Consider the following 21188-nt stretch of genomic DNA (forward strand, 5'->3'; position numbering starts at 1 on the left):
GATGACAACGATCACGTCCAACCGGCGCACCGACGCCGGCAGCGCCAGACCGGCGGGCCCGCGCAAGCGGGCCCGCCGGTCCGGCGACGGCCTGGCGGGTTACCTCTTCCTCTCGCCGTGGCTCATCGGGATCCTGCTGCTGACCCTCGGCCCGATGGTGACCTCGCTGTACCTGTCGTTCACCGACTACGACCTCTTCAACTCTCCGCAGTGGGTCGGCCTCGACAACTACCAGCGGATGTTCGACGACGCCCGGTGGCTCAAGTCGGTGCGCGTCACCGCGCTGTACGTGGCCCTGGCCGTACCGATCAAGCTGGCCTGCGCGCTGGCGGTCGCCGTCCTGCTCAACAACGAACGACGTGGGCGGGCCTTCTACCGGGCGGCGTTCTACGGTCCCTCCCTGATCGGCGCGAGCGTCAGTCTGGCGATCGTCTGGAAGGCGATGTTCAGCGACGACGCCGTGGTCGACCGGCTGTTGCGCACGGTCGGCATCCACACCGGAGGCTGGGCCGGCAACCCCGACTTCTCCCTGCTCATGCTGGTGCTGCTGGCCGCCTGGCAGCTCGGCGCACCGATGGTGATCTTCCTCGCCGGGCTCAAGCAGGTGCCCAAGGAGCTGTACGAGGCGGCCGAGGTGGACGGGGCCGGCAGGTGGCGGCGGTTCCGGTCCATCACGCTGCCGATGATCTCCCCGGTGATCTTCTTCAACCTGCTGCTAGAGACCATCAACTCGTTCCAGGTCTTCACGTCCGCGTACATCGTCGGGGGACCCAACGGCCAACCGGCCGGCACGACGCTGTTCTACACCATCTACCTCTTCGACCGCGGCTTCGGCGACTACCGGATGGGCTACGCCTCGGCCATGGCGTGGATGCTGCTGGCCGGCGTCGGGCTGGTCACGCTCTTCCTCTTCCGCACCGCGCGCGGCTGGGTGTACTACTCGGGGGACAAACGATGAGACCCAGACTGTCGACCGTGGCCTGGCACGCCGGCGCCATCGCGTTGCTCGCCATCGTGCTCTACCCGATCCTCTGGGTGCTGGCGGCGACCTTCAAGCCCACCGAGGACATCATCGGCAGTCTCCAACTGCTGCCCACCCGAGTCACGACGGCCAACTACGACCGGGCGATGGAGGGCATCGCCGGCATCAGCGTCTCACGGTTCTTCTGGAACTCGACGGTCCTGGCGGTGCTGTCGGTCGTGGGCACGGTGGCGTCCTCGGCGCTGGCCGCGTACGCGTTCGCCCGGCTGCGGTTCCGGGGGCGCGGGCTCATGTTCGCCCTCATGATCGCCACCCTGCTGCTGCCCTTCCACGTGCTGATCATCCCGCAGTACGTGGTCTTCCAGAAGCTCGGCCTCGTCGACACGTACGCGCCGCTGCTGCTCGGGAAGTTCCTCGCCACCGAGGCGTTCTTCATCTTCCTCATGGTGCAGTTCATGCGGAACATCCCGTACGAGTTGGACGAGTCCGCGAAGATCGACGGAGCCGGCCACTGGGCGGTGTTCTGGAACATCCTGCTGCCGCTGTCCCGCCCCGCCATCATCACCACGGCGATCTTCACGTTCATCTGGACCTGGAACGACTTCTTCGGCCCGCTCATCTACCTCAGCTCGCCGGAGAAGTATCCGCTGCCGTTGGCGCTGCAACTCTTCATCGACGAAACCGCCGGTTCGAACTTCGGCGCGCTGATGGCGATGTCGACGCTCGCGCTGGTACCCGTGATCCTGTTCTTCCTGTTCTTCCAGCGCTTCCTCGTCGAGGGTGTCTCCACGTCGGGCCTCAAGGGATGAGACGGTTCACGCTCTTCGCGGAGTGCCTGACGGCCGGTCTACTGGTCGCGCTGGCGATCCTGCCGGTCGTCACGCTGCTGCCGGCGCTGGCGGCCGGCTGCGCGCACATCCGGGCGCACGTCGACGGCGAGACCACCGCCATCCGCGCGTTCTTCACCCGCGTCGGCGCGGCGTTTTCGGGCAGTCTTCCGCTGTCGCTCGGCGTCGCGGCCGGGTACGCGATCCTCGCCGGCGACGTGCTCATCCTCCGCGCCGGGGTGCCCGGCGGCGCCGTCGTCGCCGCCGGCTGCGTCCTCGCCGCCGCGGCGCTGTCGGTGGTCGTCCTCCGCGCCGCGGCCGCCTGGTCGCCAGGTGCCTCGTGGTGGCAGTTGGTACGCCACGCCGCCCGCCGCACCGTCACCGGCGACCCGTCCGGTTCGCTGCTGCTGATCATGGCGCTCGGCGTGCTGGTCGTCGTCACCTGGCAACTGCTGCCACTCGTGGTGCCGATGCTCGGCTGCCTGCTCATGGCGGCCGTGGCGGTGGAACGCCGCCACAGTCGCCGGGCAGACCCGGCCCTGCGCCGCGCCCCCGTGTGACCCGGGGGCGCGGCGGGCTGCGGCTCCGGCGCAGTGGTCAGCCGAGCTTGTCCTTGGCCCGGTAGTAGGCGCCGGCGAACGGCAGGAACCACGCGGTGCCGTTGTAGAACGGCACCGGCACCTTCGGGAATCCGAGGCCACGCAGCGGGTTCGCCTCCGCATGTCCGTCCATCATCTCGGCCATCCGCTGCCCCATGTAGGTGGCCATCTGCACGCCGTGGCCGCAGTACCCCATCGAGTAGTACAGCCCGTCGTTCTCCCCCGCGTGCGGGATGCGGTCGTAGCTGAAGCCGACGCTGCCGCCCCACACGTAGTCGACGCGGACGTTGGCGAGCTGGGGGAAGATCTCCGCCATCTCCCGCTTGAGGACGGCGCCACTCTTACGGTCGGACGCCGGATCCGACGGCGCGAACCGGGCCCGTCCGCCGAAGGCGAGCCGGTTGTCCGGAGTCAGCCGGATGTAGTGACCGATGTTCTTCGTGTCGACCACCAGCCGGGCCTTCGGAATGATCTCGCGGGCGAGCTCATCCCCGAGCGGTTCGGTGACGATGATGAAGCTGCCCACGCAGATCAGCCGGTTGCGCAGCCAGGGGAACGACTTGTCGGTGTACGCGTCGGTGGCGACCATGACCTGCTTGGCGCGGACCGTGCCGTGCCAGGTGTCCACGTCGAACCCACCGCCGGGGAGGCGGCGCACGCCGGTGGCGGCGTTGCGTTCGTGGATCCGCGCCCCGGCCCGCTCGACCGCCTCGGCCAGGCCGTGCAGGAACTTGCCGACGTGCAGCCCGGCGCTGAGCGGGTCGAGCAGGGCACCGTGGTAGTAGTCGGAGCCCAGTTCGGAGCGGAGTTCGCTCTTGCTGATGAGCACCGTCTCGTGGCCGAAGTTGCGGGCCAGGTCGGCGTGGGCCGCCTTCTGCGCCTCGAAGTGTGCGGGCTTGTACGCCACACCGAGCCGCCCGGAACGGACGAAGTCACAGTCGATCTTCTCGGTGTGCGTCAACTCCTCGACGACGTCGACCGCGGTGCGGAAGGCGTCGTAGAGCTCGCGGGCGCGCGCCTGCCCGTACCGCTTCCGGGCCTCGCCGACCTTGATGGTGAGGCCCTGGGTGCACATGCTGCCGTTGCGGCCGGAGGCGCCGGAACCGATCCGGTCCTTCTCCAGCAACACGACCGTGGCCCCCTTCCGGGCGCAGTGCAACGCGGTGGACAGCCCGGTGATGCCGCCGCCGATCACGACGATGTCGGCCCGGTCGGGCAGTGGTTCGCCCGAGCGGTCGGGGAACCGTGGGGCGGTGTCTAGCCAGTAGGGGACCTGTTTCATGGTGCGCTCCGAAATCAGCAGCCGAGCAGAGCCGGCAGGCCGGACAGGTTGGGCAGCTCGTCGTACGGCTGGTAGTCGCTGCTGCCGCGGCGGCCGTACCGGTTGATCCAGACGCGACGACGCAGGCCGAGGTCACGGGTGGGGATGAGGTCGTACTCCCAGCCCTGCGCGACGTGGATGACCTGGGCGGGTTCCACGCCCATCGTCTCGTAGGCGTGCAGGAAGGTCTGCCGGTCCGGCTTGTACGCCTTGGCCTGCTGGGCGGTGATCACGTAGTCGAACTCGACGCCGATGTTCGCCACGTTCTGCTTGATCAGGTCGTCGTCGGTGTTCGAGATGATCGCGATCTCGTAGCGGCTCTTCAACGCGCGCAGCGCGTCCGGGACCTCGGGGAACGGCCCGAACGTGGGCACCGCGGCGACCAGCGCGTCGCCGTCCGAGGTGCGGTACGGCAGACCGTGCAGCCGCATGGCCTTCTCCAGGCTGGAGTGCAGCACCTCGTCGTAGCCGCGGTACTCCTCCAGCACGGCCTGGAAACGCATGACCCGGAAGTCGTCGAGGAACTCGTCCACGTCGAGGCCGTCCAGGTCGAGCCGGTCGGCCAGCACCTCCAGCGTGGTGGGGCCGAGCTGGAAGTTGATCAGAGTGGCGTAGGCGTCGAAGGTGACTATCTCGCGCATGGTGGGTTCTACCTTTCTTTCCGTTGGGTCAGTACAAGTCGGTGGAGTCGGTACCGGCGCCGAGTGGGACGGATCCGCATGGGTCACCGCCGCCCGAAACCGACGCAGACGTTCTTCAGCTGGGTGTAGCTGTCCAGGGCCGCCAGCCCCTTCTCCCGGCCCCAGCCGCTGTGCTTGTAGCCGCCGAACGGCAGCTCGACGCCGGTGCCGACGCCGACCGCGTTGACGTAGACCTGACCGGCCTGGATGCCGTGCGCGAGGCGCATCGCGTTGTCCAGATCCCGCGTCCAGACGTAGCTGGACAGACCGAACGGGCTGTCGTTGGCGATCTCGACGGCCTCGTCGGCGTCGTCGAACTCCAGCACCGTCACCACCGGCCCGAAGATCTCCTCCCGGACGGTGCGGGCGTCGTTGGTGAGCCCGGTGAGCACGGTCGGTTCAATGAAGTAACCGTCCGCGAGACCGGGATCCGCGGGCCGGCCTCCGCCGACCCGCGCCGTCGCCCCCTCTTCGCGCGCCAGCCGCAGGTACGCCTCGACCCGGTCCCGCTGCCGCGCCGACACCAGCGGCCCGACGTCCGGGTCGGACAGCCCGGGACCGAGGCGGAGCGCGGCCACCGCGGCGACCAGCCGGTCGAGGAAACCCTCGGCGCCGCGCTGCACCAGCAGTCGGGTGCCGGCCGAGCACATCTGACCGGCGTTGCTGAACGACGAGCCGATGATCCCGGCCACGGCCAGGTCGAAGTCCGCGTCGGCGAAGACGATGGTGGGTGACTTGCCGCCGAGCTCCACCACGGACGGTACGACGTTGGCCGCCGCCGCCTGGGCCACCCTGATACCGGTGGCCACCGAACCGGTGAAGGTGACCTGGTTGATGCCGGGGTGGGCGGCGAGCGCAGCACCGGCGTCGGCGCCACCGGGCACCACGTTGAGCACCCCCGGCGGCAGCCCGCACTCCAGCGCGATGCGACCGATCTCCAGCGGCGTCAGCGGCGCCTCCGGCGAGGGCTTGAGCACCACCGTGCACCCCGCGGCGAGGGCCGGCGCGGCCCCGCGCGAGGTGTTCTGCAACGGATAGTTGAACGGGATGATCTGCCCCGACACGCCGATCGGTTCCCGGACGGTGTAGTCGAGCAACCCGGGGCCGAGCGGGATGGTGCTGCCGCCGAGCTTGTCGGCGATGCCGGCGTAGAACTCGAAGTACCGGGCCGCCGCCTCGACGTCGGCCTTCGCCTGCCGCAGCGGCTTACCGACGTCCTGGCTCTCCAACAGGGCCAGGCTCTCGCCCTGCCGGCGGATCTGCTCGGCGACGCGGTACAGCAGCCGGCCCCGGTCGGCCGCCCGCATGCCGGTCCACTCGGGCGCGTGCAGCGCCGCCCTGGCGGCCTCGACCGCGCGGTCGATGTCGGCGGCACCGCCCTGGCTGACATCGGCGATCGGTGTGCCGCGGGCGGGGTCCAGCACGGTGAACGTCGCCCCGTCGCCTGCGGGCACCCGCTTGCCGTCGATGAGCAGGTCCCAGACCACGCCGCCGGCCACGTCGTTGACGTCCTCGGACAACCGGTCGCTCATGGCCGGATCTCTCCGTGCACCTGGCCGAAGATCACCACTTCGTCGCCGGGGCGTACCGTGCGGATCCGCCGCTGCCACAGCACGATGCCGTCCTGCGGCGCGCGGACCTCTTCGACGGTGTGGCCGTAGTGGTCGACGATGGTGGCGAGCAGGTCGCCCGCCTTGCACTCGTCGCCGGGCGCGACGTGGTCCAGGAAGAAGCCGCCGGCGGTCGCGCGGGCGAAGGTGCCGCTCACCTCGGTGTAGGTCTCCCGGAGCGCGACCTCGCCGTCGATCATACCGAGCTGACGCATGATGTTGCGGACGCTGTCGGCGTGCGCCTCGACGTGCGCCTCCCGGTAGGTGGCGCCGCCGACCTCGATGGTGATCGCTGGCTTACCGGCGGCCAGCGCGGGGTGCCGGACTGTGCCGCCCCACTTGCCGCCCTTCCAGATGAGCTGGTGCCCGGCGGCGAGTCCGATCGGCATGGCCAGTTCCTCGAAACCACCCTGGACGATGGTCAGCGGGGCGATCTCCCCGTACGTGCCGCCGGTGTGCAGATCGATCAGAGCGTCGATCGCCGGAACCACCTGGGCGACGAAGGTGGCGGCCAGCCGCAGGGAGTACGAGCCGTCGGCGTCGCCGGGGAAGATGCGGTTGAGGTTCGCGTGGTCCAGGCCGCTGACCCGGCTGGCGGCCTCGAAGGCGGCGGTGTTCATGCAGGGGATGCCGACCAGGGTGCCGCGCAGGCTCTCCGGGTCGGTCTCGGCCACGATGCGGCGTACGGTTTCCTGGCCGTCGTACTCGTCGCCGTGCACGCCGGCGTCCACACAGAGGACCGGGCCGGGGGTGGCGCCGTTGACCACCAGCAGCGGGATGCCCAGCTCGACGCCGTAGCTGCTGGTGCCGACCGGGATCAGACCTTCGGCGCGCTCACCGGGGGCGCAGCTCAGCGGGCCGATGGTGTAGGGGGTGGTGGTCATCGCGCTTCCAATCGGGAGGAGGTAGTAAGCCAGGACGACGCCTCGTCGAGCGTGTTGCCGATGATCTCGACGATGCGGTCGAGTAGTTCCGGTGTGCTGATCAGCGGTGGGGCGATCTGCAGCAGCGGCTCGGCCCGGTCGTAGACCCGGGCGAGCAGGCCGGCCTCACGCATCCGGCGCGGGATGAGGTCACGGATCAACGCGTCGCGCAGCGCCGCCGAGAAGCGGCCCCCCTCGGCGTCGCCGGTCAGTTCGATGGCGTAGAAGAAACCGTCGCCCCGCACGTCGCCGACGATCGGCAGGCCCGCCAGCGTGGCCGTGCGCTTCGCCAGGCGGTCCTGGTTGTCGCGCACGTTGTCCAGGATCCGGTCGCGTTCCATGATTTCGATGGCACGAAGCGCGATCGCGGCGCAGAGCGGATGCCCGCTGAAGGTGAAGCCGTGGTTCAGGACGATCCCCGGCTTGTGCAACACGTCGGCGACCCGCTGGCCGACCATCGTCGCGCCCATCGGTGCGTAGCCGGCGGTCAGCCCCTTGGCCACGGTGATCATGTCCGGGCGGGCGCCGTAGCGATCGCCGCCGAACCACTCCCCCAGCCGCCCGAACCCGGTGATCACCTCGTCGGCGACGAGCAGGAAGCCGTACCTGTCGGCGAGGCTCCGCAGCCCGGGCCAGTAGCCGTCAGGTGGGGTGAGGCAGCCGCCCCGGTTCTGCACCGGCTCGGCGATCAGCATCGCGATCGTCTCCGGGCCTTCCTCCAGGATCGCCGCCTCCGTCTCCGCCAGCAGGTAGGAGGTGAACTCGACGTCGGTGGCGAACGGTGGGGCATGGTAACGGTTGGTGTTCGGGACGAACCGGGTCCGGATCGCCGGCACACCGAACGGTTCGGTGAGGCCCGGGTCATCGTTCAACGACAGCGCACCGAGGGTGAGCCCGTGGTAGGCGCCGCGCCGCGCGATGGCCTTGATCCGCTTCGGCTCACCGCGCACGGCGTGGTATTTGCGGGCCAGCTTCCACGCGGTCTCCACCGCCTCGGCGCCGCCACTGGAGAAGAAGGTCTGCTCGACACCGTCCGGGGCGAACGCCGCCAGGCGCTCGGCCAGTTCGACCGCCGTGGGATGCGCCGAGCCCAACCAGAGCGGGCTGTAGCTCAACTCGGTCAACTGCCGACTCGCCGCCTCGGCGAACTCACCGGCGTAGGTGTAGCCGAGCTGGTTGCAGTACAGCCCGGAGAGCCCGTCGATGTACCGCTTCCCGTCGATGTCCTCGACGTGTGCTCCCTCGCCGCGGCGCACGACGAAGAGGTCCTCGCCGACCGCGCCGTTCGCGGTCATGTTGAGCAGCAGGCGACGCGGCTGTCCGACGGCACTCATCCGGCGTCACGTCCCTGACTGACGATTCCGGCCGTCGCCTCCGCCGACAGCAGCGAGCCCTTCCGTCCGGAGCCGAGCCAGCGCACCAGGGCCACCAGCATCAGGGCGAGCAACGCCGCGGCGATGAGCAGCGCGCTGATCGCGGTCACGCTGGGATCGATGTCGAAGGTCAGGGAGTTGAACACCTGCACCGGCAGGGTCACGGTATCGCCCGAGGCGAGAAACTGGGCGATGAAGAACTCGTCGAAGCTGGTGATGAAGGAGAAGACCGCGGCGGCGATCATTCCCGGGGCCGCGAGCGGGAAGGTGATCCGCCGGGCCACCGTCAGCCGCCCGGCGCCCATGCTCGCCGCCGCGTCCTCCAACCGCTCGTCGATCCCGCGCAGCGTCGCCACCAGGATCAGCACCGCGATCGGCGCGGCCAGCACGGTGTGCCCGAGGGCGATCGCGATCGGGCTGCCGAGCATGGCCGCGGGCTCGAAGAGCAAGAACAGGCCGAGGGCGATGACGACCTGCGGGATGATCAGCGGCCCCAGCACCAGGGCGTAGACCGCCGATCGCAGCGGCAGTTCGCTGCGGGTCAGGGCGATCGCCGCGGTAACGCCCAGGGTGAGCGAGAACACGGTGGTCAGTGCGGCGATGAGCGCGCTCAGCGAGAGGGCGGCCGGCCACTTGCTGCCGTCGGCGACCAGGACCTGGTACCACTGCAGCGTCCACGAGTCCGGCGGGAAGGAGCCGAAGGCGTTGTCACCGAACGAGGTGACGACGATGACGACCAACGGCAGCGCCAGGTAGAGCAGCATCACGGTGGCGCCGACGGTCAGCGCCAGCCGCCCGGTCCGGGTACTGCGCAGCCCGATCATGAATTGCTCCTCTGCTTCGCGCTGGCACCGAGGGAACCGACGACCTTGAGCAGCAGCAGCCCGGCGAAGGTGATCAGCAGCAGGACGACGCCCTGCGCGGCCGCCCCGTTCCACCGGTAGTCCTTCGTCACCTGCTGCTCGATGAGGGAGGCGATCATCGTCTGGTTGGGGCCACCCATCAGCCTCGGGGTGACGTAGTAGCCGAGGGAGAGGATGAAGCTGAGCAGTCCCGCGCTGGCCAGGCCGGGCGCGACCAGCGGCAGGTAGATCCGGCGGAAGATGACCAGCCGGCCGGCTCCCATGCTGGCCGCCGCGGCGAGCAGCCGCCGGTCGACACCCCGCATCACGCCGTACAGCAGCAGCACGGTGTAGGGCAGCATCACGTACGTGGTGCCGATGACGACGCCGATCTCGTTGTAGAGCAGCTGGTAGGGCGCACCCGGCAGGTGTACGGCCTGCATCGCCTCGTTGAGCACCCCGTAGTCGCCGAGCAGGATGATCCAGCCGTACGTGCGGACCAGCGCGCTGACGAAGTGCGGCGCCACCACGAGCACCATCGCCAGGGCCGCGAACAGGGGACGCATCCGCGACACCGCGTACGCCAGCAGGAAACCGAGCACCACGCTCAGCAACGAGGTCTCGGCCGAGATCCGCAACGTCGTCACCAGCACACTGAGGTTGATGCCGGTCAGCGTGTCGGCGTACCAGTGCAGCGTGAACCCGCCCTGCTCGTCCTTGAGGCTGAGCAGCAGGGTGCCCAGGATCGGGTAGACGAACAGGACCAGCAGGTAGAGCACGACCGGGAGCGCGGTGAGCAGCCCGTAACGGGTCCGGCGGCTGGCCAGCGCGGCCCGGATCCGGGCCGCGGGCAGCGCGAGCGTGGAAACCGACATGGCTCTCACCCGTCCGATTCGACGGCGAACAGGTTGATGTTGTCGGGGTCGGCGGTGATCCCGACCTGGCCGCCCACCTCGGGGGCACTGCGGGCCGACACCTCCAGGCGTACCGAGCAGTTGGCCCCGGCGTTGACCACCACCCGGACCAGGGTGCCGACGTAGGTCACCGACTGCACGGTGCCGGAACAGAACGCGTCCGCCGGCGCGCACACGTCCAGCCGGCCGGGCTGCACCGCCACGGAGACCCGGGCACCCTTGGCCAGCGCGTGCTGCCGGGCCCGCAGCAGTCCGCCGGTGTCCAGGCGGACCAGGGTGTGCTCGTCGGTGTGGTGCTCGACGCGGCCGGACAGGAAGTTCGCGGCGCCGAGGAAGTCCGCGACGAACGGGGTACGGGGCCGCTCGAACAGCTCCCGCGGGGTGCCCAACTGGTCGATCCGCCCGTCCCGCATCACCGCGATCCGATCGGAGAGCACCAGCGCCTCCTCCTGGTCGTGGGTGACGTAGATGACGGTGAGACCCAGCTCGCGCTGGATGTTCTTGATCTCGGTCTGGAGCTGGTCGCGCAGCTTCTTGTCCAGCGCCCCGAGCGGCTCGTCCATCAGGATGACCGGCGGCCGGTAGACCAACGCCCGGCACAGCGCGACCCGCTGCTGCTGGCCGCCGGAGAGCTGCCGCGGCTTGCGGTTACCGAAGCCGGAGAGCCCCACCAGGTCCAGGGTCTCGAAGACCCGCCGGCGGATCTCGTCCTTCGGCACTCCCCGCAGCTGGAGCGGGAAGGCGATGTTCTCCGCGACCGTCATGTGCGGAAACAGCAGGTACTGCTGGAAGACGAAGCCGAGGTTGCGCTTCTGCGGGTCCAGTCTCGTGACGTCGCGGCCACCCACCGTGATGGTGCCGGAGTCGGGCTCCACGAAGCCAGCGATCATCATCAGCGTGGTCGTCTTCCCCGAGCCCGACGAGCCGAGGAAGGTGACGAACTCGCCGGCCGCGATCTCCATCGAGGCGTCCTCGACGGCGACCATCTGGCCGTATGTCTTGCGCAGGGCCACCACCGACAGCGATTTGCCGGTCGCGGCGGCCGGCTTGTCGCCGGCCCCCGCCACGGTCGGTGTGGCTACACCGAGGTCAGTCACGAGCCCACTCCCGCCAGCGCTTGGAGATGGCCGACTCGTTCTTCAGCCACCAGTCGATGTCCACGTCGAAGCCCTTGTCGAAAAACTCCGGGGAGCCGGGCAGATTCGCGCGCTCCTCGGCGGTGAGCCTGTCGTAGGCCGCCGCAACGGCCGGGTTCGCCGGGTAGAACTTGGCGATGCCGGCCTGCACCTCGGGGCGCAGCGTGAAGTCGATCAGCTGGTAGGCGGCGTCGAGGTTGGCGGCGCCCTTGGGGATGGCGTATCCCTGGGCCTGGCGGCGACCGCCGGAGAGCTGGTAGGCCAGCGGCGCTCCGCCTGCGATCAGCTGGTCGAGCCGGCCGTGCCAGACGGTGGAGAGCGCCACCTCCCGGCGGCTGAGCAGCACGCCGGGGAGGTTCCCGGTGTCCCAGTACTTCTTGATGTGCGGCCTGATCCGGTCCATCGCCTTGAAGGCGCGATCCACGTCGAGGGGGTACAGCTTGTCCATCGGGACACCGTCGGCCAGCAGCGCGAACTCCAACTCCGGGATGTCCGCGTCCGGGTTGCCCATCGAGCGGTTGCCGGCGAAGCCGCCGGCGTCCCAGAAGTCCGCCCAGGTGCCGGGCGCCTTGTTGCCGAAGGCCTCGGTGCTGTACGCCATGACGGTGGCGTAGTAGGACTTGCCGACGGCGTACTCCTTGACCATGTTCTCCGGCAGCTTGGCGCTCTTGAAGCTGCTGATCCGGTCGTAGTCCAGCGGCTCCAGCACGTTTTCCGGAATCCACCTGGAGAACTGGGACATCGAGTTGTCCATGAGGTCGAACTGCGGCCTGCCCTGCTTCATCTGGGCCAAACTCTGGGTGCCCGACAGGTTGACCACCTTGACCTCGATGCCGGTCTCCTTGCTGAACGGGGTGTAGATCCCCTTCTGGAGGGCTTCCCCGTACGCCCCGCCACTGTTGCGGACGATCACCGTCTTGCTGCCGCCGCCGGTCGTGGCCCGGCTGGTGCCGGTGCCGCACGCGGCCAGTGAGGGTAGGACGGCGGCGGCGGCGAGGCCACCGGCTCCACGCAGGAGCGCGCGGCGTCCGAAGCGGTGTTCCATTTATCTGCCTCCTGGAGTCTTGGTAACTGGGTTTCAGGCGGTGCTGGACGGCGGCGTGAACGGGGCGGCAATCTCCGCCAGGTGGGCCCCCTGACGCACGGTCAGCCCCTGCATGCCGTAGATGATTCGGCCCGCCACCGGCGCGACGACCTTGTGCTCGCTACCGTCGACCGGATCGATGACCCGACCGATGCTCTGTCCCGAGGAGACGTCACTGCCCCGGGTGAAGTCCGGGTACCAGAGGCCTGCTGCCGGTGACTCCACGAACCCGACCCAGACCCACTCGGGGGCGAAGGTGCTCCGCGGTCCTCCGGCCGGCGGCACCGCCACCACATCGAGCTGGTGCAGCAGCCGGTTCAGGGCACCGAGCAGCTTCTCCACGGCGGCCTCGTCACGCTGCCCGAGCTGGCCGGTCTCGATCAGCACGGCGGGGATGCCCTGGCGGGCCGCGGCGGCGTGACTGTTACCCCCTGAGGGGTCGGTGCCGAAGATGACGTACTCGTAACCTACGGCGTGGGCCATTCCGCGGGCCTTGGCGTCGAGGTCCGGGTCGCCCGTGAGGCGGTAGCCGACGAAGTCGCACAGCGTCTGGTCGATGCCGCCGCTGTGCAGGTCGGCGTAGGCGTCGGCGCCCGAGATCAGGTTCTCGAACAGCCACGCGGCAATCCGCTCGGTCGGGCTTCCGTCCGGATCTCCGGGGAACACCCGGTTGATGTTCACGCCGTCCACCGGCGACACGTTGAGCCGCCCCTGGTAGACGGCCGGGGGGTTCGCAACGGGACAGATGATCACCTGGCCACGCACCTCGGCGGGGTCGAGAAGTCCGGCCAGCCGGGTGGTGGCGTCGACGCCGACGAACTCGCCGCCGTGAACCCCGCCGGTGATGACCACCCTCGGCCCGGGCCGCGTGCCGTGGATCAGGGTCACCGGAATCCGCACGGTGATGGTGCCGAGGTCCGCGTCGATGACGCCCCGGATCTTGCTTCCGGCTTCGGCAACGAGCGGGCCGACGGTCAAGGTCATGTCACACTCCCTCTGGTTCGAACCACGGCTGGTGGGGTGTTCGGGCTGGTTCATGCCGCCCCTCGCCCGACGGTGGAGAGGAAGTCGATCGGGTGCCGGGTCCCGCCGTCCAGAGCGAGATCGGCCGCGATGTCGCCGAAGGCGGGCGCCAGCTTGAAACCGTGACCGGAGAAGCCGGCCAGCAGGATGACCGAGTCGCTGTCCGGCAGTGGACCGACCAGCGGGCGGCTACTTGCCGTGTAGCCCTCCATGAACACCGACAGCCGGATCGGGTCGGGGTGCAGGTTGGGCAGGTACCGCCGGACCTGCTCGCGGAAGATTTCCAGCTCCTGCGGCTGCACCACCCGGTCGAGAGCGTTCGGGTCGTCGACGGGGCGGTGCAGGGCCTGGGAGAGGCCGAGCTTGATGGAGATCCTGTCGTGCGAGGGCAGCCCGTAGCAGTGCGTGGGCCCGGTGCGGATGAAAGCCGGCGCCGCGTCGAACCAGCCGTCGGTGTCGCAGACGAACCAGGCGTTGACCAGCCGCTTGATCTCGACCTTCCAGTCCAGGTCCGGCAGCAGGTCGTTGACCCACGGGCCGACGGTGACCACGACCGTGTCGACGTGCTCGGTCCCGGCGTCGGTGTGGATCTCGACGCCCCGTCCGACCGGCACAATCTTGCGAACGGTGGTGTAGCGGTGGATCCGCGCGCCGAGCTGTTCGGCTCGGTTCGCCGCGCTCAGCACGGTCAGCTCGGGCCGGATGAAGCCGGCGTTGCGGTCGAGCACGGCCACGTCGCCGTCTGCGATGCGGTACTGGGGGAACCGCCGAGCCAGTTCGACGGCGTCCAGCACCTCGTGGTCGAGGCCGTGTTCGGTGATCGAGTCCAGCGCGGTGCGCATCTGGTGATGCTCGGCGGGTCCCATCAGCAGGCAGCCGGTGAGGCGCCGCAGTTCCCGGCCGGTTTCGTGTTGCAGTTCGCGCCAGAGCGTGTCGGCGTGCTTGATCAGCGGGACATAGCGCACGTCCTCGAACTGCGCGCTGCGGAACACCCGGGTCTCGCCACCGGCGGCGCTGCGGTCGTGCCCCGGCGCGAACCGCTCGAAGCCGACGACCTCGGCGCCGCGCGCGGCGAGGCGCCACATTGCCTGCGCCCCCATGGTGCCGACACCGACGACGGCGACCCGTTTTCTGGTAGCCACGTAGATTCCTCCCGCCGTTGGAGCGGTGAAAGCTGATTGGTAGTGCCTCTCGCCGAGCACCCGGTCGCCGGTCTGCGTCCGAAGGGTGTTCTGAGGGGTCTGCGCCCGGTCGTTCCGCCTGGGGGGTATTCCACTATGCGGCACGGCGTGCTATGTTGTGGCACACAGCCTGGCACCGGTTGCGAACAGCTGTCAAGCCCTCCAACCTCGGGAAACACGAAAGTTACGGGAGAGCGAAGATGGAGATGAAGAGCGTGATCCGCAGCCTGCGCGTTCTGGAGGCGGTGGCGCAGCACCAGCCGGTGAGCGTCAGCGAGCTGGCCAAGCTGTTCGACCTACCCAAGTCGACGATGCAGCGGACGCTGATCACGCTCAGCGAGGCGGGCTGGCTGCGGGCCAGCCGCGGCGACCGCACACGGTGGGAAATCGGCGCACGGGTGCTCGCCGTCCGGCCGGCCGCGTTCCAGGGGTCCAGCCTCTTCGCAGCCGCGCGCGAGCCCATGCTCCGGCTCCGCGACGCCGTCGACGAGACCATCCACCTGTCGGTGCCCGACGGGCTGGAGTGCATGGTGGTCGTCGACCGGGTCGACTCCACCCAGACGGTACGGACCTTCTACCAGATCGGCGAAACCTCGCCGCTGCACACCACGGCGGTCGGCCACGCCGTCCTCGCGCACTTCTCAGCCGACGACATCAACGAGGTGGTTACTGGCAGCCTCCACCACTACGGCGCGTCCACCTTCACCGAGCCGGCCCAGCTACGGGTCGCGCTCGACCACGTCCGGCAGGCCGGCTACGCCGTCAACCGCAACCAGTTCCGGCCCGACGTGTGCGCCATCGCCGCCCCCATCCTCGACCGGTCGGGAACACCCCTGGCCGCGGTCGCGATCTCCATGCCCGACTCCCGGTTCGACGACGATCGGCTGTCCGAGTGGGGACGCCTGGTCGCCGCCACAGCCGACGAGATCAGCATCCGGCACGGCGGGTAGCGGATCGGCCAGACGAGCCCACGAGCGCTTCCGACCGGACAGCGGAGGGAGCGTGATGTTCGAGGTGCTCCTGATCCCCGGCAGGTCGGGCGACGGCCACCAACCTCCGCGTCGAAAGGCCCTGGCGGACCGACCTCGGTCCGCCAGGGCCTCGTCGAATCAGACCGGCACGGCGACGTACTTGTACTCGAGGAACTCGTCGATGCCGACGCGCCCGCCCTCCCGGCCGAGCCCGGACTGCTTGACCCCGCCGAACGGGGCCGCCGGGTTGGACACCAGGCCGGTGTTCAGGCCGACCATGCCGACCTCCAACCGTTCGCTGACGCGCAGCGCGCGGTCGAGATCGCGGGTGAAGACGTACCCGACCAGGCCCCACTCGGTGTCGTTGGCGGCGCGGACGATGTCGTCCTCGTCATCGAAGGTGAGGATCGCCGCGACCGGCCCGAAAATCTCGGTCCGCAGCAGTTGGCTGTCATCGGCCACCCCTGCCAGCACCGTCGGCGGATAGAAGTAGCCGGGGCCGTCCGGCACCACACCGCCGACGAGCACCCGGGCCCCACGGGCCACCGCGTCGGCGACGAGCTCCTCGACCTTGCCCCGACCGGTCCGGTCGATGAGCGGGCCGACGTCGACGCCCGGCTGCGTGCCCGGGCCGACGACCAGCGCGCCCATCCGCTCGGCGAGCCTCGCGGCGAACTCGTCGGCGACACTGCGGTGCACGAAGAAGCGGTTGGCGGCCGTGCACGCCTCACCCATGTTGCGCATCTTCGCCACCATCGCGCCCGCCACCGCGGTGTCGAGATCAGCGTCGTCGAAGACGATGAACGGGGCGTTGCCGCCCAACTCCATCGAGGGACGGACCACCTTCTCCGCACACTGGGCCAGCAGGATCCGCCCCACCTGGGTCGATCCGGTGAACGACAGCTTGCGGATCTGACCGCCACGCAGCAGCGGTTCGACCACCTCGCCGGCCCGCGAGGTGGGGACGACGTTGAGCACCCCCGCCGGCAGTCCCGCCTCGGCGAGGATCTCGGCGAGGGCCAGGCTCGACAGCGGGGTCTGCGGAGCCGGCTTGAGCACCATCGTGCAGCCGGCGGCGACCGCCGGGCCGATCTTGCGGGCCCCCATGGCCAGCGGGAAGTTCCACGGGGTGATCAGCAGACAGGGGCCGACCGGTTGGCGCATCAACACCATCCGGTTGCGCCCGTCCGGCAGCGTGGCGAACCCACCCTCGACGCGCACCGCCTCCTCTGAGAACCAGCGCAGGAACTCCGCGGCGTAGGCGACCTCGCCGCGCGCCTCGGCCAGCGGCTTGCCCATCTCCAGGGTCATCAACCGGGCGAGTTCGTCGGTGCGCGACAGCACGATCTCGTACGCGCGCCGCAGGATCTCGCTGCGGGCACGCGGGGCGGTCCGGGCCCACTCGGCCTGCGCCGCGACGGCGGCGGCCACGGCCCGCTGCCCGTCCTCGGCGCGGCCGTCGGCGACGTGGCACAGCACCTCGCCGGTGGCCGGATCCTCCACCGGCAGGGTGTCGCCGGCGAGGGCGTCGACCCACGCGCCGGCGATGAACAGCCGCTTGGGCACCGTGGAGACCACGTCGCCGGTGTCGGGCAGGGTGATCAGCGTGGTCACAACGCTCCTCCTGAGGGGTCGAGTAGTTCGGTGAGGTGGACGGCGTGTCGTGTCCCGGTGGCGAGGTGGGCCACCTGGGTGGCGCAGCTGAACCCGTCGGCGACGACACTGGCGCCGTGATCGGGCAGCGCTTCCAGGCGGGGGCGCAGCGACAGCCCGGCCACCGCCATCGAGGTGGCGTAGTGCTCGGCCTCGAACCCGAAGTTCCCGGCCAGTCCGCAGCAGCCGTCCGCCTCGACGACGTCGGCTACGCCGAGACGGCGCAGCAGCTCGGCCGGCCGGTCGGCGCGAAACTCCGCGTACTCGTGGCAGTGCGTCTGCAGCAGCACCCGCTCCGGCAGCCCGGACGGTCGCCAATCCGGCGCCGCGAGACGGTTCAACGCGCCGGTCACCGTGTGGACCCGGGCCGCGACACGCCGCGCCGCGTCCGTGCCGAGCAGTTCCGGCACGTCCCGGCGCAGCGCCGCCGCGCAGCTCGGCTCCGGCACCACGATCGGCAGGTCCGCCTCCGGTCCCCGGTCGAGGTGCGCCACCGTACGCGCCATGACCCGGCGGGCGACGCCGAGCTGGCCGGTGCTGACCCAGGTCAGCCCGCAACACAACCCGCTACGGGGCGCGACCGGTACACCGGCGGTGGTGAGCACCCGGCCGGTGGCGGCGGCCACCTGCGGCCGGAACGCCCGGGTGAAGGTGTCGACGAAGAGCACCGCGGCGGGGCTGTCGCTGGCGAGGCCGCGCAGGTGCGCGCCAAGCGCCCGCCGGGGCGCGAAGGCCGGGACCGCCCGCTGCGGGGCGACCCCACCGACGCGGGCGAGCAGCCGGCCGAGCGGGCCGCGCAGCATCGCGTTGACCGGTCGCGCCGCGGCGGTGGCGACCCACGCGGTCAGCGGCAGCCAACCCAGCGAGTAGTGCGACCGGGGCCTGATCCGCCCGCGGTAGTGGTGGTGCAGGAACTCGGCCTTGTAGGTCGCCATGTCCACGCCGGTGGGGCAGTCGGTCGCACACGCCTTGCAGGCGAGGCAGAGGTCGAGAGCGTCGCGAACCGCGGTGGAGCGCCACCCGTCGGCCACCGTCCCGCCGCGCAGCATCTCCTGCAGCACCCGCGCCCGCCCACGGGTGGAGTCGCGTTCGTCACCGGTCACCCGGAAGCTGGGGCACATCACTCCCCCGGCGTCACTGCGGCAGCGGCCCACCCCGATGCAGCGCCGTACCGATCCGGCGAGGCCCTCGGTGTCGTGCGGGTACGTGAACGCGGTGCGCAGCCGGGGCGCGGGGACGACAGCCAGGTCGGCGTCGATCGGCGCGGGTGCGACGATCACGCCGGGGTTGAGCACCCCGTCCGGGTCGAGGATCCGTTTGAAGTCGCTGAACGCCGCCAGCATCGGCTGGCTGTACATGATGCCGAGCAGTTCGCTGCGGGCACGACCGTCGCCGTGCTCCCCGGACAGCGTGCCCTGGTGTCTCGTCACCAGGCGCGCGGCGGCGTGCAGGAACCGGCGCATCGTCGCGCGTCCGGCCGGCGTCGCCTGGTCGAAGTTGATCCGTACGTGCACGCAGCCGGCGCCGAAGTGCCCGTACAGCACACCGGTCAGCTCGTGCTCGGCCAGGAGCGCGCGGAAGTCGCGCAGGTATCCGGCGAGCTGCTGTGGGGCGACCGCGGCGTCCTCCCAGCCGGCCCACGACTCGCCGCCGTCGAGCAGCCGTGCCGCCAGACCGGCGCCGTCCTCGCGGACCCGCCACAGCGAACGGCGCTCGCCACCGTCGGCCACCACCCGACCGGCGACGAGGCGTCCGCGCGACCGCAGCGTGGTGAGCAACTCCTCCGCCCGGGACGCCACCTCCCGCTCGTCGTCGCCGTCGAGCTCGACGTAGAGCCAGGCCCGGCCGTCGGGTAGGCCGGTGACCGAGTCGGCGCCGCGGCGCTGGCGCATGGTGGCGACGATGGCCTCGTCCAGGCCCTCCACCGCGCTGGGCGAGAAGGCGAGGATCTCCGGCACGTCCTCGGCGGCGTCGACCACGTCGTCGTAGCCCAGTGCCAGCAGCGTGGCGGCGGCCGCGGTCGGCACCAGGCGTACGGTCGCCCTGACCACGACCGCGCAGGTGCCCTCGGTGCCGACCAGGGCGCGGGCCAGGTGGAAGCCGTGCTCGGGCAGCAGATGCTGCAACTGGTAGCCGGAGACCTGCCGTGGCAGGCGGCCCAGCTCGGTACGGATCAACCCGAGGTGGTCGGTGACCAGGCGACGCAGTTCGGCCGCGACCCGGGCGGCGTGCGGTTCGTCGGCCCCGGCGACCGCCCGCAGCCCGGTCGGGTCGGCGATCGCGTGCAGGCTGTCCCCGGTGATGATCTCCAGCGCCTCGACGTGCGCACTGGTGCGGCCGTGGCGCACCGACCGGTTCCCGCACGCGTCATTGCCGATCATGCCCCCGAGGGTGCAGCGGCTGTGTGAGGACGGGTCGGGGCCGAAGGTGAGACCGAAACGGTCCGCCGCCGCGCGCAGGTCGTCGAGGACCACGCCCGGCTCGACCACCGCGGTGCGGGCGACCGGATCGATGGAGATGATCCGGTTCATGTGCCGGGAGAAGTCGATGACCACACCGGGGCCGACGGCGTTGCCCGCCATGCTCGTGCCGCCCCCGCGGGCGGTTACCGGGATGCCCAGTTCCCGGCAGACCCCCAGCAGGGCACGGACCTGGTCCACGGAGCGCGGAAACGCCACCGCACGTGGCGGCACCCGGTAGTTGGACGCGTCGTAGGAGTACTGCGCCAGCCGGCCCGCGTCGGTCTCCACCGGCAGGTCGGCGGCGACCCGGGCCAGCCGGCGCAGCAGTTCCGTGCTCATGGCGTCGGCGCACCGGCGGCGACCGCCGCCGTCCAGGCCCGCAGTCCCTCGTCGATCGCCTCCTCGTCGACCACCAGGGCCGGGATCATGCGGACGATGTGGTTCCACGCCCCACACAGCAGCAACAGCAGGCCCTCGTCGACGGCGGCCCGCTGCACCCGGGCGGCGGCCTCCGGGTCGGGCTCCCCCTCCTCGGTGACGAATTCGCACGCCTGCATCAGGCCCAGGCCCCGCACGTCCCCGATCCGGGGGTTGCCGGCCGCCACCGCCTCCAGCCCGGCGCGCAGCCGCTTGCCCATCACCTCCGCGTTGGCCACCAGACCCTCGTCGCGTACCACGTCGAGGGTCGCCACCGCGGCCGCGCACGCCACCGCGTTCGCGCCGTACGTCCCGCCCTGCGACCCCGGCCACGCCAGGCGCATCAGCCGCTCCGGCGCGGCGATGCCGGAGAGCGGAAAGCCGCTGGCCAGGCCCTTGGCGGTGACCAGGATGTCCGGTACGACGTCGAAGTGCTCGTGGCCCCAGAACCGCCCGGTCCGGCCGACACCGGTCTGCACCTCGTCGAGAATGAGCAGGAAGCCGTGCCGATCGGCCCGCTCCCGCAGCCCGCGTAGGAAGCCCTCGGTGGCCGGAACGTACCCGCCCTCGCCCAGCACCGGCTCGACGATGACGGCCGCGGTGTCGTTGGGCGCGGAGATCGTCTGCAGGACGTAGTCCAGTTCCCGCAGTGCGAACCGGGTCGCCGTCTCCTCGTCCCAGCCGTAGCGGAACGCGGTCGGGAACGGGGTGACGACCACCCCGCTCATCAGCGGCGAGAAGCCGGACCGGAACCGCGTTCCGGAGGTGGTCATCGAGGCGGCGGCGACGGTGCGGCCGTGGAAACCGCCATGGCAGACCAGGATGTTCGGCCGGCCGGTGGCCTGGCGGGCCAACCGCATGGCCGCCTCGACCGCCTCGCTGCCGGAGTTGGTGAAGAACAGGCTGTCCAGCTCTGCGGGCAGGACCTCGCCGAGCTTCGCGACGAGGCGCCGCAGCGGCTGGTGCAGAACGGTGGTGTACTGGCCGTGGATCAGGGTCGCGACCTGCTCCTGGGCGGCCTGTACCACCCGCGGGTGGCAGTGCCCGGTGCTGGTCACCCCGATGCCGGCGGTGAAGTCGAGGAAGCGGCGCCCATCCTCGCCGTACAGGTACACGCCCTCCCCACGGACCGCGACCACCGGGGTCGCCTGCCGTAGGTGCGGCGACAGCTCTGTCATGATCATCTCCCG

The 21188-nt window shown here is 70.5% G+C and carries 18 protein-coding genes; 4 read left to right on the forward strand and 14 right to left on the reverse strand.

All coding sequences use genetic code 11. The features are described from left to right. Position 1 precedes the first annotated feature (1 nt). The 3 genes from E1182_RS00095 to E1182_RS00105 are packed head-to-tail and all read left to right on the forward strand — an operon-like array spanning position 2 to position 2369. Positions 2-958, forward strand: a complete 957-nt coding sequence (locus tag E1182_RS00095; protein WP_132260421.1) for a carbohydrate ABC transporter permease — start codon at positions 2-4, stop codon at positions 956-958. Next, positions 955-1791 (forward strand): carbohydrate ABC transporter permease, encoded by an 837-nt coding sequence (locus E1182_RS00100; protein ID WP_132260423.1) that lies wholly within the window; start codon positions 955-957, stop codon positions 1789-1791. The genes E1182_RS00095 and E1182_RS00100 overlap by 4 nt, the downstream gene beginning before the upstream one ends. Next, on the forward strand, positions 1788-2369 hold the full coding sequence (locus tag E1182_RS00105; protein WP_132260425.1) for a hypothetical protein: 582 nt from the start codon (positions 1788-1790) through the stop codon (positions 2367-2369). Before E1182_RS00100 ends, E1182_RS00105 begins: the two co-directional genes overlap by 4 nt. A gap of 37 nt (positions 2370-2406) precedes the next feature. On the opposite strand, the gene E1182_RS00110 is transcribed toward E1182_RS00105, so the two are convergent. The 11 genes from E1182_RS00110 to solA form a co-directional block, all read right to left on the reverse strand. Continuing rightward, positions 2407-3690, reverse strand: coding sequence for an FAD-binding oxidoreductase (locus E1182_RS00110; protein WP_132260428.1), 1284 nt, complete (start codon positions 3688-3690; stop codon positions 2407-2409). Between the two features lie 14 nt (positions 3691-3704). Continuing rightward, positions 3705-4370 carry a haloacid dehalogenase type II gene (locus E1182_RS00115; RefSeq protein WP_132260430.1) on the reverse strand — a complete coding sequence of 222 codons (666 nt, stop codon included), beginning with the start codon at positions 4368-4370 and terminating at the stop codon, positions 3705-3707. Between the two features lie 83 nt (positions 4371-4453). Then, entirely contained in the window at positions 4454-5941 is a 1488-nt protein-coding gene (locus tag E1182_RS00120) for an aldehyde dehydrogenase (protein ID WP_165942449.1), read from the reverse strand. After that, positions 5938-6903, reverse strand: coding sequence for a succinylglutamate desuccinylase/aspartoacylase family protein (locus E1182_RS00125; protein ID WP_132260433.1), 966 nt, complete (start codon positions 6901-6903; stop codon positions 5938-5940). Before E1182_RS00125 ends, E1182_RS00120 begins: the two co-directional genes overlap by 4 nt. Continuing rightward, the gene (locus E1182_RS00130) at positions 6900-8276 is read right to left on the reverse strand and encodes an aminotransferase class III-fold pyridoxal phosphate-dependent enzyme (RefSeq protein ID WP_132260436.1); all 1377 of its coding nucleotides are present in this window, start codon (positions 8274-8276) and stop codon (positions 6900-6902) included. The genes E1182_RS00125 and E1182_RS00130 overlap by 4 nt, the downstream gene beginning before the upstream one ends. After that, the gene (locus E1182_RS00135) at positions 8273-9139 is read right to left on the reverse strand and encodes an ABC transporter permease (RefSeq protein WP_132260439.1); all 867 of its coding nucleotides are present in this window, start codon (positions 9137-9139) and stop codon (positions 8273-8275) included. Before E1182_RS00135 ends, E1182_RS00130 begins: the two co-directional genes overlap by 4 nt. After that, positions 9136-10032 (reverse strand): ABC transporter permease, encoded by an 897-nt coding sequence (locus tag E1182_RS00140; protein ID WP_132260441.1) that lies wholly within the window; start codon positions 10030-10032, stop codon positions 9136-9138. The genes E1182_RS00135 and E1182_RS00140 overlap by 4 nt, the downstream gene beginning before the upstream one ends. 5 nt (positions 10033-10037) lie before the next feature. Continuing rightward, a complete protein-coding gene (locus tag E1182_RS00145) occupies positions 10038-11168 on the reverse strand; it encodes an ABC transporter ATP-binding protein (protein ID WP_165942450.1) in 1131 nt (376 codons plus the stop codon). Continuing rightward, on the reverse strand, positions 11161-12252 hold the full coding sequence (locus E1182_RS00150; protein ID WP_132260444.1) for an ABC transporter substrate-binding protein: 1092 nt from the start codon (positions 12250-12252) through the stop codon (positions 11161-11163). The genes E1182_RS00145 and E1182_RS00150 overlap by 8 nt, the downstream gene beginning before the upstream one ends. Before the next feature lie 33 nt (positions 12253-12285). Next, positions 12286-13275 (reverse strand): succinylglutamate desuccinylase/aspartoacylase family protein, encoded by a 990-nt coding sequence (locus E1182_RS00155; RefSeq protein WP_207921187.1) that lies wholly within the window; start codon positions 13273-13275, stop codon positions 12286-12288. Positions 13276-13325: 50 nt separating this feature from the next. Beyond that, complete coding sequence (gene solA, locus E1182_RS00160) at positions 13326-14456, reverse strand: N-methyl-L-tryptophan oxidase (protein WP_132260448.1); 1131 nt, start codon at positions 14454-14456, stop codon at positions 13326-13328. Between the two features lie 239 nt (positions 14457-14695). On the opposite strand from solA, the gene E1182_RS00165 reads away from it, so the two are divergent. Then, on the forward strand, positions 14696-15445 hold the full coding sequence (locus E1182_RS00165; RefSeq protein ID WP_207921188.1) for an IclR family transcriptional regulator: 750 nt from the start codon (positions 14696-14698) through the stop codon (positions 15443-15445). Between the two features lie 159 nt (positions 15446-15604). Here E1182_RS00165 and E1182_RS00170 read toward each other — a convergent pair whose 3' ends face one another. From E1182_RS00170 to E1182_RS00180, 3 genes are read right to left on the reverse strand one after another with little or no spacing between them, the layout of a single operon-like run. Beyond that, the gene (locus tag E1182_RS00170) at positions 15605-17080 is read right to left on the reverse strand and encodes an NAD-dependent succinate-semialdehyde dehydrogenase (protein WP_243705937.1); all 1476 of its coding nucleotides are present in this window, start codon (positions 17078-17080) and stop codon (positions 15605-15607) included. Continuing rightward, entirely contained in the window at positions 17077-19920 is a 2844-nt protein-coding gene (locus E1182_RS00175; protein WP_132260450.1) for an FAD-binding and (Fe-S)-binding domain-containing protein, read from the reverse strand. Before E1182_RS00175 ends, E1182_RS00170 begins: the two co-directional genes overlap by 4 nt. After that, positions 19917-21176, reverse strand: coding sequence for an aspartate aminotransferase family protein (locus E1182_RS00180; RefSeq protein WP_132260453.1), 1260 nt, complete (start codon positions 21174-21176; stop codon positions 19917-19919). Before E1182_RS00180 ends, E1182_RS00175 begins: the two co-directional genes overlap by 4 nt. Positions 21177-21188: the final 12 nt, after the last annotated feature.

The organism is Micromonospora sp. KC721 (assembly GCF_004348355.1).
Taxonomy (GTDB): Bacteria; Actinomycetota; Actinomycetes; order Mycobacteriales; family Micromonosporaceae; genus Micromonospora.

Coding starts and splice junctions, on each gene's coding strand:
- E1182_RS00175 (WP_132260450.1), bottom strand. CDS start 19,920: ATGAGCACGGAACTGCTGCGCCGGCTGGCCCGGGTCGCCGCCGACCTG.
- E1182_RS00095 (WP_132260421.1), top strand. CDS start 2: ATGACAACGATCACGTCCAACCGGCGCACCGACGCCGGCAGCGCCAGA.
- E1182_RS00120 (WP_165942449.1), bottom strand. CDS start 5,941: ATGAGCGACCGGTTGTCCGAGGACGTCAACGACGTGGCCGGCGGCGTG.
- E1182_RS00180 (WP_132260453.1), bottom strand. CDS start 21,176: ATGACAGAGCTGTCGCCGCACCTACGGCAGGCGACCCCGGTGGTCGCG.
- E1182_RS00110 (WP_132260428.1), bottom strand. CDS start 3,690: ATGAAACAGGTCCCCTACTGGCTAGACACCGCCCCACGGTTCCCCGAC.
- E1182_RS00150 (WP_132260444.1), bottom strand. CDS start 12,252: ATGGAACACCGCTTCGGACGCCGCGCGCTCCTGCGTGGAGCCGGTGGC.
- E1182_RS00115 (WP_132260430.1), bottom strand. CDS start 4,370: ATGCGCGAGATAGTCACCTTCGACGCCTACGCCACTCTGATCAACTTC.
- E1182_RS00155 (WP_207921187.1), bottom strand. CDS start 13,275: ATGACCTTGACCGTCGGCCCGCTCGTTGCCGAAGCCGGAAGCAAGATC.
- E1182_RS00100 (WP_132260423.1), top strand. CDS start 955: ATGAGACCCAGACTGTCGACCGTGGCCTGGCACGCCGGCGCCATCGCG.
- E1182_RS00140 (WP_132260441.1), bottom strand. CDS start 10,032: ATGTCGGTTTCCACGCTCGCGCTGCCCGCGGCCCGGATCCGGGCCGCG.
- E1182_RS00130 (WP_132260436.1), bottom strand. CDS start 8,276: ATGAGTGCCGTCGGACAGCCGCGTCGCCTGCTGCTCAACATGACCGCG.
- E1182_RS00105 (WP_132260425.1), top strand. CDS start 1,788: ATGAGACGGTTCACGCTCTTCGCGGAGTGCCTGACGGCCGGTCTACTG.
- E1182_RS00165 (WP_207921188.1), top strand. CDS start 14,696: ATGGAGATGAAGAGCGTGATCCGCAGCCTGCGCGTTCTGGAGGCGGTG.
- E1182_RS00125 (WP_132260433.1), bottom strand. CDS start 6,903: ATGACCACCACCCCCTACACCATCGGCCCGCTGAGCTGCGCCCCCGGT.
- E1182_RS00135 (WP_132260439.1), bottom strand. CDS start 9,139: ATGATCGGGCTGCGCAGTACCCGGACCGGGCGGCTGGCGCTGACCGTC.